Source organism: Oleiphilus sp. HI0128 (genome assembly GCF_001635365.1).
In genome coordinates, this window is record NZ_LWGG01001197.1 from 19,368 (window position 1) to 29,227 (window position 9,860).

General features: G+C 44.9%; 9 protein-coding genes. 5 read left to right on the forward strand and 4 right to left on the reverse strand.

The window, feature by feature from the left end:
- Positions 1–125: 125 nt before the first annotated feature.
- The 3 genes from A3763_RS20310 to A3763_RS20320 are packed head-to-tail and all read right to left on the reverse strand — an operon-like array spanning position 126 to position 3,895.
- Positions 126–809, reverse strand: a complete 684-nt coding sequence (locus A3763_RS20310) for an alpha/beta fold hydrolase (RefSeq protein ID WP_068516584.1) — start codon at positions 807–809, stop codon at positions 126–128.
- 12 nt (positions 810–821) lie between these two features.
- The gene (locus tag A3763_RS20315) at positions 822–2,501 is read right to left on the reverse strand and encodes a Na/Pi cotransporter family protein (protein WP_068516580.1); all 1,680 of its coding nucleotides are present in this window, start codon (positions 2,499–2,501) and stop codon (positions 822–824) included.
- 32 nt (positions 2,502–2,533) lie between these two features.
- Positions 2,534–3,895, reverse strand: coding sequence for an MBL fold metallo-hydrolase RNA specificity domain-containing protein (locus A3763_RS20320; protein ID WP_068552972.1), 1,362 nt, complete (start codon positions 3,893–3,895; stop codon positions 2,534–2,536).
- Between the two features lie 289 nt (positions 3,896–4,184).
- Here A3763_RS20320 and A3763_RS20325 point away from each other — a divergent pair, with 289 nt between their 5' ends.
- From A3763_RS20325 to A3763_RS20335, 3 genes are all read left to right on the forward strand, one after another.
- Positions 4,185–5,729, forward strand: coding sequence for a thymidine phosphorylase family protein (locus A3763_RS20325; RefSeq protein ID WP_068510370.1), 1,545 nt, complete (start codon positions 4,185–4,187; stop codon positions 5,727–5,729).
- Entirely contained in the window at positions 5,726–6,601 is an 876-nt protein-coding gene (locus tag A3763_RS20330) for a ribose-phosphate pyrophosphokinase (protein ID WP_068510368.1), read from the forward strand. The genes A3763_RS20325 and A3763_RS20330 overlap by 4 nt, the downstream gene beginning before the upstream one ends.
- A gap of 275 nt (positions 6,602–6,876) precedes the next feature.
- Positions 6,877–7,266, forward strand: a complete 390-nt coding sequence (locus A3763_RS20335; protein WP_068510366.1) for a DUF3135 domain-containing protein — start codon at positions 6,877–6,879, stop codon at positions 7,264–7,266.
- A gap of 103 nt (positions 7,267–7,369) precedes the next feature.
- On the opposite strand, the gene leuB is transcribed toward A3763_RS20335, so the two are convergent.
- A complete protein-coding gene (gene leuB / locus A3763_RS20340; protein WP_068510364.1) occupies positions 7,370–8,473 on the reverse strand; it encodes a 3-isopropylmalate dehydrogenase in 1,104 nt (367 codons plus the stop codon).
- Positions 8,474–8,754: 281 nt separating this feature from the next.
- Between leuB and A3763_RS20345 the strand changes: the two genes are divergently transcribed.
- The gene (locus tag A3763_RS20345) at positions 8,755–9,531 is read left to right on the forward strand and encodes an enoyl-CoA hydratase/isomerase family protein (protein ID WP_068510362.1); all 777 of its coding nucleotides are present in this window, start codon (positions 8,755–8,757) and stop codon (positions 9,529–9,531) included.
- 81 nt (positions 9,532–9,612) lie between these two features.
- The coding region (locus A3763_RS20350) for an NAD-dependent epimerase/dehydratase family protein (RefSeq protein WP_156495213.1) at positions 9,613–9,860 on the forward strand (248 nt) is incomplete at its 3' end.

Consider the following 9,860-nt stretch of genomic DNA (forward strand, 5'->3'; position numbering starts at 1 on the left):
AAATGGTAATATTCTATGAGGTAGCAATTTCTATTATTCGTGGGCAGAGGCCTCCGAGCCTCGCTAGCGGTTTAGCACGGTGGCAGATTCTAGCGAGGGGTGAAACCCTCTGTTTACGGGTATGATTAGAGTGTATTGATGAAGCTATCTATTCTGGCATTCACCTCATCTGCTTGCTCGGCAAATACCATATGACTGCCACCCGGTATAAGAGCCAGACTTGCATTAGCTAAAGCCTTCTTGAGGTAGTCAGCGTATTTGGGCGGGGTCATAATATCCTGATCACCCACTATGATTAAGCTAGGCAAGTCGATACTCGCTAGCTCGTTCATCAGATCAAAGCCATTGCATGCTTGCAAGTCTCTTAGTAAAACACCTGCTCCATTTTCCTGCATTGCGGCATTAATTTTACTGCGTAGCGGCTCATCAATTCTATGATTCATTGCCAGCACAGACTCGGGAATCCTGTCGTCCCCTTTAGCGAACAGGTCAGTAAGTTTATCTAATAAAGTTGGCAGAACTTTTAAACGAGCACCTGCACCGATTAGAACCATCCCTTTGAGCGAGCGGTGCCCTTGCGCTGCCAAAGCCAGTACCACGGCACTACCTAAGGAGTGCCCGACCAGTATGACATCGTCTAGCGTATCGAGATAAGTGCCAACAGACTGTACATAGTCTTCCATAGTTTTAAGCTTTGGGCCATTAGGATGTCCCGGTAAATCAACCGCTTCCGAGTGGCTGAAATGCACAAGCTGCTGCTCCCAAACCACACTATTCATACCCGAGCCATGTATAAAAACCAGCTTCATAGACTCACCTTTCTAAACAGCCGATGCCAAGTTACGACTAGAGGCTTCCGAGAACAAATAGCTTTGCATCGCTCTTAGTAACAAAGTTTGCGATAAGCTCACCTCACCCACTGTATTCAACATGGTTGATAGATCCTGCTCCGTCAATTTGTGTTCCTGACTATCGGAATATATCGCTTGGGTTACGACTTGTTTATGCTCATCAGTATTACGTTTAAGCTCCGTGTACATTTCTAACAAAACCACCTCATTGCGATGGTTAAATAAGTCACTCACCCCGGAATAAAAAGCCTCTACCTGAGCAATAATTTGTTGATAGGTATTATAAATAAAGAGGTTATCAGACTGTCTGAGATAGCTTAGATCATGACGAATATCTTTAACCTCCTTGGCGGCATAGGTGGCATTTCGAATTGCTTCCAATATCTGCTCAATACGCTCAGATTGATCTGTTTCAACGCGCCCTTTCTGCACACGATAAGCAAACTCTACGACCTCACCTTCTAGCTGTTTAATATCTTCATAGCCATCATCAAACTGATCCGTATCATTCAAATACCCTGCATTCTCCGGCTCTGAGCCAATCAATTTACTTTGTTTAATATTAAGGGTATTAATATTAAAACAGGCCAGATTTAACACCAATACACGGCTAAATAGATGAATTGACTCTGACTCCAGGGCCAAGAGGGATTCTTCCACTTCACCTTCTGGAATTGACTTGATATGGCAATTAATGGCACTGGTATCTTCTTTGAAGAGCCTTTCCAGCATGCGTGCAAATGCCCCCAAAAAGGGAATAAAGAGGCAAATACCAATTACATTAAAGGTACTGTGGAAGGCGACCAAACCAAGTAAAGGGTCTTCGACTTGGTAGACATCATTGATAATTTTCAACAGCAAAGGCAAACATAGGAGTGCCAATAAATCGGTGATCAGGTTGAAAAAGAAGTGCGCTGCTGCCACCTGCCTTTTAATTGGCGTTCCTTTTAAGGCACCGAGCATAACAGTGCCGGTGGTTCCTAGGTCTGCACCGATCACTAATGCCGCCGCTTGATCTAATCCAATTATTTGAGCATTAAGTGCACTCAAGGTGATCATCATTGTCGCGGAGCTGGATTGAATGATGGCCGTGAAGATAACGCCCACTAGAAAAAAAACAAAAATTCCATACTCTTTGAATATAGAGACATCGAAGCTTTGCGAAAAAGCCTCAATGCTATCTTTCATCAGCACCAAGCCCATCAGCAACAGCCCTAAGCCCATTAATAGGCGACTCATGTGACGGAGCTTTTTATCATCACCAAAGCTAACTAAACCTAAACACCCCAGACCCAGCATCGGTAGATAGAAAGCAGACAAACTGAGCTTAAAGCCCAAGGTTGCAACGATCCAGCCGGTAAACGTTGTTCCCAGATTAGACCCTAGAATGATCCCCAGCGCATTGCGCATATCGAGAATACCGGCCCCGACAAAGGCCAGCGTCATTAAGCCAACAACCGAACTGCTCTGCAGAATGGCTGTTGCGACCGTCCCACCTAGTATCGACTTTAAAGGATGAGTTGTATGCTTGCGCAGCATGACTTTCAAGGAACGACTGCTTAAAGCCTTCAAGGCCTTCTCTAGTTGATCAATACCAAATAGAAATACCCCGATTCCTGAAATAAACTCTAGTAACTGAAATTGCTCCATATCCAACCTTAATTATTGACCGAGACTATTTACTAATTCAGTTCAAATTCCTGACCAGGCTCCGGTACACAAGCTTTCAAACCCAACTGCTCTTTTATCTTCATACGCATTGAGTCAGAGGCACTACGCTCACCATGGGTAACGAACACTTGCTTGGGGGAGATCTTTGACGCACGCAACCAGTCAATAATTTCTTGATAGTCGCCGTGGGCAGACAGGCTACCACTATGATAAACCTCCGCTTTCACAGGGTAGTACTGGCCGTGTATTTTGACTTCAGCAGCACCACTGACCAGGGTATCACCTCGCGTTCCAGGTGCCTGAAATCCGATAAAAACGATACTGTGCTGATGATGCGGTAAGAGATTTTTTAAGTGGTGTAAAACTCTGCCACCACTTGCCATACCGCTGGCAGAGATGATTACTGAAGGATAAGAACTGCCATTAAGTGCGATAGACTCTTCAGCGGTGCGTACAAAATGAGTTCCATGGTCTATTTCAGCACACTGGCTGGCACTAAGCTTGTGCTCTTTATTGTGCCGACAATAGATCTCGGTCGCCGTAATCGCCATGGGGCTATTGAGAAATATGGGTAAGTCAGGTATTCGCCCCTGTTTCTTAAGCTCTTGAAGAATATGAAGATTAATTTGCGTACGGCCAACCGCAAAGGAAGGCATCAAGACAATGCCACCGCGCTTACTGGTTTTATTGATGATTTCTTCAAAGAATGCAAAGGCATCGATATCTTCATGTAGTCGATCACCATAAGTCGACTCTACCACCAAGTAATCTGTTTCACTTAGCTTTTGAGGCGCTTTCATTACCAAGTCATCAGAGCGACCAACGTCTCCACTAAAGGTTATGCTTCTTCCCAAGGCGCTAAGTCGAATAGAGGCGGCACCCAGGATATGCCCAACCGGCTTGAATTCAACCTTCACCCCTTTAAGGATCTCTATTTCCTTATTCATCGAGACAGGTTCAAATAATTCCAGCGATGCGTTCGCATCCTCTTCCGTATAAAGAGGCAACGCAGGAGAGTGCTTAGAGAATCTTTTTCGATTTGCGTAGCGAGCATCTTCTTCCTGAAGGAAACCGGCGTCAGGTAGAAGCACACCACACAGGTCTAAGGTACCACTACTACAATAGATTACACCCTTGAATCCGGCCTTCTTAAGAGCAGGAATATAACCACTATGATCTACATGCCCATGAGTCAGTAAGATAACGTCGAGACTTGAGGCATCGATCGGAAACGGTTGCCAGTTCTTGTCTCGTAGGTTTTTTACCCCTTGAAACATACCGCAGTCAACCAGGACTTTCTTGTCGTTTATAGTCAGAAGGTATTTGGAACCTGTAACTGTACCAGCACCACCGATAAATTTTATTTTTAACATGCTCTTATCCTTAGACTCGTTATTCCAAGCATACAAAATCAAGGCCTAAAATGTATATATGTTTTGAGGAAGCCATCACTCAGTTAAGCTAGGCAAGGAGTTCCACTCCTCACATGAACCTTCCCCGAACCTCACGGCCAGTTAACAGTAGAAGACTCTGGCTACAATAATATAGTGTTAAAACGCTCCATGAACCGACCGATATCAAGTCACGACATCAATTATTGACGCCCATGAATAATTTCATGTTATTTTATGAATATTCGTATAAGAAAAATCAGGTAACGCAATGAGCCGCACCAGTGAGCCCAACAAAACTGCCCAACAGGAACTTAACTTCCTGCAATTAAAACGAATGCATATCGACACGCATCAAGAGCCTGTCATTTATATGCATAAAAATTGCCACGTCTGTCGCTCTGAGGGATTTTATGCCCAAAGTCGTGTGCGTATCACCACTGAAAAGAACAGCATTATTGCAACAGTAAATATGGTGACTAATGGAGACTTGTCTCGTCAGGAGGTTGGCCTGTCCGAGTCGGCATGGAAATTACTGAGTGCCGATGAAGGCGAACGGGCTTACTTTTCCCATGCAAAACCGGCCGATTCGATGAGCGCAGTTCGCGGCAAAGTCTACGGTAATAGTTTTAACGACTACTCTAGCAAGCATATTATTCACGATATCACGAGAGGCTACTATTCTGACATTCAGCTAGCCGCCTTTGTCACCGCTTGTGCAGGAAACCGACTCAATACCGACGAAATTATTTCCCTTACCAAGGCCATGGTCGATGCAGGTAGTCAACTCGAGTGGGGCAGTGAAAAGGTGATGGATAAGCACTGTGTTGGAGGCTTACCTGGCAATAGAACGACACCCATCGTCGTCGCTATTGTAAGTGCTGCCGGTTTGATCATGCCGAAAACTTCCTCACGCGGTATTACCTCACCTGCCGGTACCGCCGACACCATGGAAACTCTTGCTCCCGTGACCTTGAGCATTGAGCAAATGAGATCAGTAGTTGAACAAGAAGGCGGCTGTATTGCCTGGGGAGGCTCAGTTAGCCTTAGCCCGGCAGATGATATTCTGATTCGTGTCGAACGTGCACTCGACCTTGATAGCGAAGGCCAATTGGTCGCATCGGTGATATCCAAAAAAGTGGCTGCCGGGTCAACACATGCCTTAATCGATTTGCCGGTTGGCATTACCGCCAAAGTTCGCGATATGGACTACGCGACAAAACTATCGACACAGCTAGAACGAAGCAGTGAAGCCTTAGGATTAAAAATATCCTGCCTAATGACAGATGGCCAACAACCCGTGGGTTTCGGCATCGGCCCTGCCTTGGAAGCGCAAGATATTTTAACCGTACTACAAAATAGCCCGCTAGCACCTCAAGACCTAAGACAGAGAGCACTACTGATTGCTGCAAAGATTTTGGAAATGGGCGATGCGGCAGAGCCGAATCACTGCCTTGATAGGGCCACAGAAATTCTGGATTCAGGCAAAGCCTGGACAAAATTCCAAGCTATATGTGAGGCGCAGGGAGGTATGAGGGAACCACCCAAGGCCCCCTATCGTCATGAGGTATTCTCGGATAAACAGGGTATAGTTTGTTACATCAATAACCGCTTTATCAGTAAACTGGCTAAACTCGCTGGCGCGCCCTCTGCAGCTGCCGCCGGTATACTCTTTAAGACCCATTTAGGGGATATAGTCGATATTGGTACACCACTTTTTGAACTGCACGCAGAAACAAAAGGTGAACTTGAATATGCGATCGACTTTCTAAGCGCTCACCCTGATGCTATTCGAATTGAGGAAGAAACTCTATGAAACCTTTAATTTTTGACCTCTACGCTGCACCTGAGCTATTCGCTGCGCTATCTACGGAGTTAAATGCAGAACCTGCCAAGTTGGAACACCGCCAGTTCCCTGATGGTGAAACTTACATGAGAGTACATAGCGATTACCAGCAGCGTGAAGCCATTATAGTCTCGAATATGCACCAGCCAAATTCAAAGTTTCTACCCTTGGTTTATCTTTGCGAAACCTTACGCGAGCTTGGAATAGCCAGTACTACCTTAGTCTGTCCTTATCTTCCCTATATGCGTCAGGATATTAAGTTTCACGAAGGAGAGGCTCTGACTTCACGCTATTACGCTAAGTTGTTAAATCAGTATTTAGATCGCTTAATCACCATCGACCCTCACCTGCATCGCTACCATTCACTGGGTGAAATTTACACAATGGAAACACACACTCTGCAAGCTAACCCTTTAATAGCCTCATGGGTTAAAGAAAATATTGAGACCCCCTTGGTGGTTGGCCCTGACAGTGAAAGTGAGCAATGGGCTGCGGCGGCAGCAGACATGATTGGCTGCCCCTACTTAATTCTAGAAAAACAACGTTTCGGCGATAAGAACGTAGAAGTTTCGAGCCCAAATGCTCAAGACTTTGCACAAAGAACCCCCGTACTTATTGACGATATTATCTCGACAGGTCGGACCATGATTCGTACTGCCGAAGCGCTTGTAGCCGAAGGTTTACAAGAGCCTATATGCATTGGTGTGCACGCACTTTTCTCTGAAGATGCATACTGTGAAATGTCTAAAGCACCGATCAAAGACATACTAACTTGTAACACCGTCCCCCACTCAACAAACACTATAGATATTGCCAGTATTATTGCAGAAGTCTTGAAGTAATAAAGCCAAATGTTAACTCACTTGAAACATTGACTATAAGATTTACAAAGCCACATTTTTATCATACGAAGCTTGCGCACAACTTAGACGAATAATCACTTTATAGTGCTTGAAAAACTGGCATCAAAATCATCACCGCTATTATCTAAGTGATTTCACAAAATTTTGCAGAGATCTTGTAAATTCGTGGACCTGCCCACACCTTCTAGCTGTACAGTTTTTGATCGCACCGATAAAATATCGCTAACACTTTGTAACAGTAAGAGGTCGTTACCGTGCACGATGGATCAAACTTTAAAGAAGCGGAGTCTTCTCACTTAGGTAATCAGGACTCTCGTATCGTCCCGATCGATTTTGATAAACTAAGATACTTAGCTTCGAACAAGCCAGAAGCATTTGAGCGTTACCGTGAAGAGCTCTATCAACAAGCAATCGAGCAAGCACCTATTGAACTTCAGCGCCGTTTGAAAGGAGTGCAGTTCAGGATAAATATGGCCAGGCAAGGTGCCAGAAGCCCATTATCGTCCTGTATGAGACTTTCAGAAATGATGCATGATTCGTTTGTGGAACTACAACTGGCATTGGCAAACCCACGAAAGTATTTACAGGAGCAAAGCAGCAAGCCTGCGGAAAGTGCGGAGATTGTTGAGTTGTTTCCCAAGTAGAGCCTGCCCCGTGCTACCCCGTCAGCGAGCCGTGGAAGGCTCTGCCTACAAGAACAAAAAAGGGGAACCGCTATGGCTCCCCTTTTTTAATTTCTTTGCTGGTTTATAGCAATTCTTCCAACTTAGCCATTACCTTATCAGCAAACTCTGTTGTGCTTAGAATCTCGATGCCCTGACCAGGCTTAGACAAGTCACTTGTAGAGAAGCCTGCTTCGAAGACGCTCTGCATAGCAGTCCAAACCGCTTTCGCTTCTTCTTCCAAACCAAAACTCATGTCCAGCATCAATGCAACAGAACCAATCATTGAGTATGGGTTAGCTTTGTTTTGGCCAGCAATATCTGGTGCAGAACCGTGAGAAGGTTCGTAGTATGCTTTCTCAGGCCCCATACATGCTGATGGCATTAGACCTAGAGAACCAAGAATACCGCCACCCTGGTCACTCAAGATATCACCGAACATGTTTTCCATGACCATGACATCAAACTGACCTGGGTTCAAACATAGGTGAGTCGCAGCTGCATCAACCAACATGTGAATGACTTCTACTTCAGGGTAATCTTTAGCAACTTCTTCAAGCACTTCGTTCCAAAGTACAGAAGAGATCAATACATTACTCTTGTGAATATTGTGAAGAACTTTCTTACGCTTCATAGATTCTTTAAAAGCAACTTCCAAAATCTGTCGGATCTGGCTTTCATCGTAATCCAAGGTTTCTTTTACATAGCGAAGGCCATCTTCAGTCTTACCACTTTCTTTTCCACCGAAGTAAAGACCACCGATCAATTCACGAATCAACATGATGTCGATACCATTGCCCACTACTTCTTTTTTAAGTGGTGAGAAATGAGCCATACCTGCTGGCAAAGAAATCGGGCGAAAGTTTGCATAGGTATTCAAACGACGACGCATTGGTAATAAAGCACCACGCTCAGGACGCTCTTCTACAGGAATCTTCTCAGACTCTTCATGGCTCAAGCCGATTGGGCCTTTAAGAATTGCATCCGCTGTATCACATAGATCAATCGTTTCCTGAGGGAAAGACTTACCATGTGAGAAGTAAGCACTGGCTCCGAATGGGCCGTCGATGCAATCAAAAACAACATCACGTTTTTCTTCAATTAGCTTTAATACACGCAAAGCCTGCTCTGTAATTTCTGGGCCAATGCCGTCACCTGCGAGAACCGCAATCTTGTATGTTTGAGTCATTATTTTTTCCTAGCGAAATAATACGTCGATATAAATGTGGGCGTATTGTAAAGATAGCGCCCCCTATCTGGCAAATAAATTGATTTATAAAGAAGACGATATGGCCATTCAAATAGCGCATATCGCCCATAATAGGTTGACGGGCGCGTCACCATTATGTAACTTGCTTACCCCTTAGATTAAAGTGTTAACAGAGCATTAGGCCAATCGCCTCGGTGTCGGGATACAAACTTCTGTTAACATGCTGTATGTAAACTAATTTGTTTTGAGATTTTGTGGCAATGGCGTACGAAAATATACTTTATGAAGTAATTGGTCCTCTGGGATTAATCACCCTTAACAGACCAACAAAGCATAACGCGGTGTCGTTAGCGACGCTGGATGACCTTCATAACGCTTTTGCTGAAGCTGAAGCCGACCCTCAGGTTCGCGTTATCGGTTTAACCGGTGCGGGCGAGAAAGCCTTTGCTTCAGGTTCAGACCTTAACGAAGTAGAACACCGAGATATTAAGAAAGCACTTGAACCGATTGTTCAAGGTTTTGCTGAACGCTGTGAGCGTAGTGAGAAAGTATCTATCGCCGCCATCAATGGTATCTGTATGGGCGGTGGCTTGGAGCTGGCACTGGGTTGCGATATTCGTATCGGTACGACTAACTCCAAATATGCAACACCTGAAGGCAAGCTAGGTATTATTCCTGGTGGTGGTGCAACTCAGCGTTTACCACGTATTGTTGGTAAAGCTTGGGGCATGGAAATGTTATTAATGGGTGAAACCATTGATTCTGACCGCGCTTATCAAATAGGCTTAATTACCCGTTTGCTTGAGCCAGAAGATCTTATGCCGACGCTACATAAAATGGCAGGTCAAATTGCCGCGTTTGCGCCACTCGTTCCTCAGTTTATGAAGTCGATGGTCAACTATGGCCTTGAGGCAGGACAACACTCTGGCTTGGCTATGGAAAAGTTTGCTCAAGCAGCCTTGATCGAAACAGCCGACAAAAAAGAAGGCTTACGTGCCTTCCTTGAAAAACGTCCGCCAAACTGGTCTGGCCGTTAATTTCAATCATAAATTACTAGAAGGCTTTGAAGCACTGTTTCAAAGCCTTTTTTGTTTCAAGCTCAAGCAAGTGATACGTAAATGGAGAAGTTCATGGGGAAAACAGCATGGGTTGCTGGCGCAAACGGACTAATCGGTAGTCATTTGGTTTCTTTGCTCAATCAACATCCCGCTTATGAACGTGTTGTTGCTTTCGTCCGCTCACCTTCAAGTGCCTCTTGGGCCAAGCTGCCTAAGGTTGAACAATGGCCAGTCAACTACCGTGAGCTCAGCGCTCCCGAACCCAAAAAAGTAGACGATATATTTTGCGCCCTGGGTTCTACTACTCG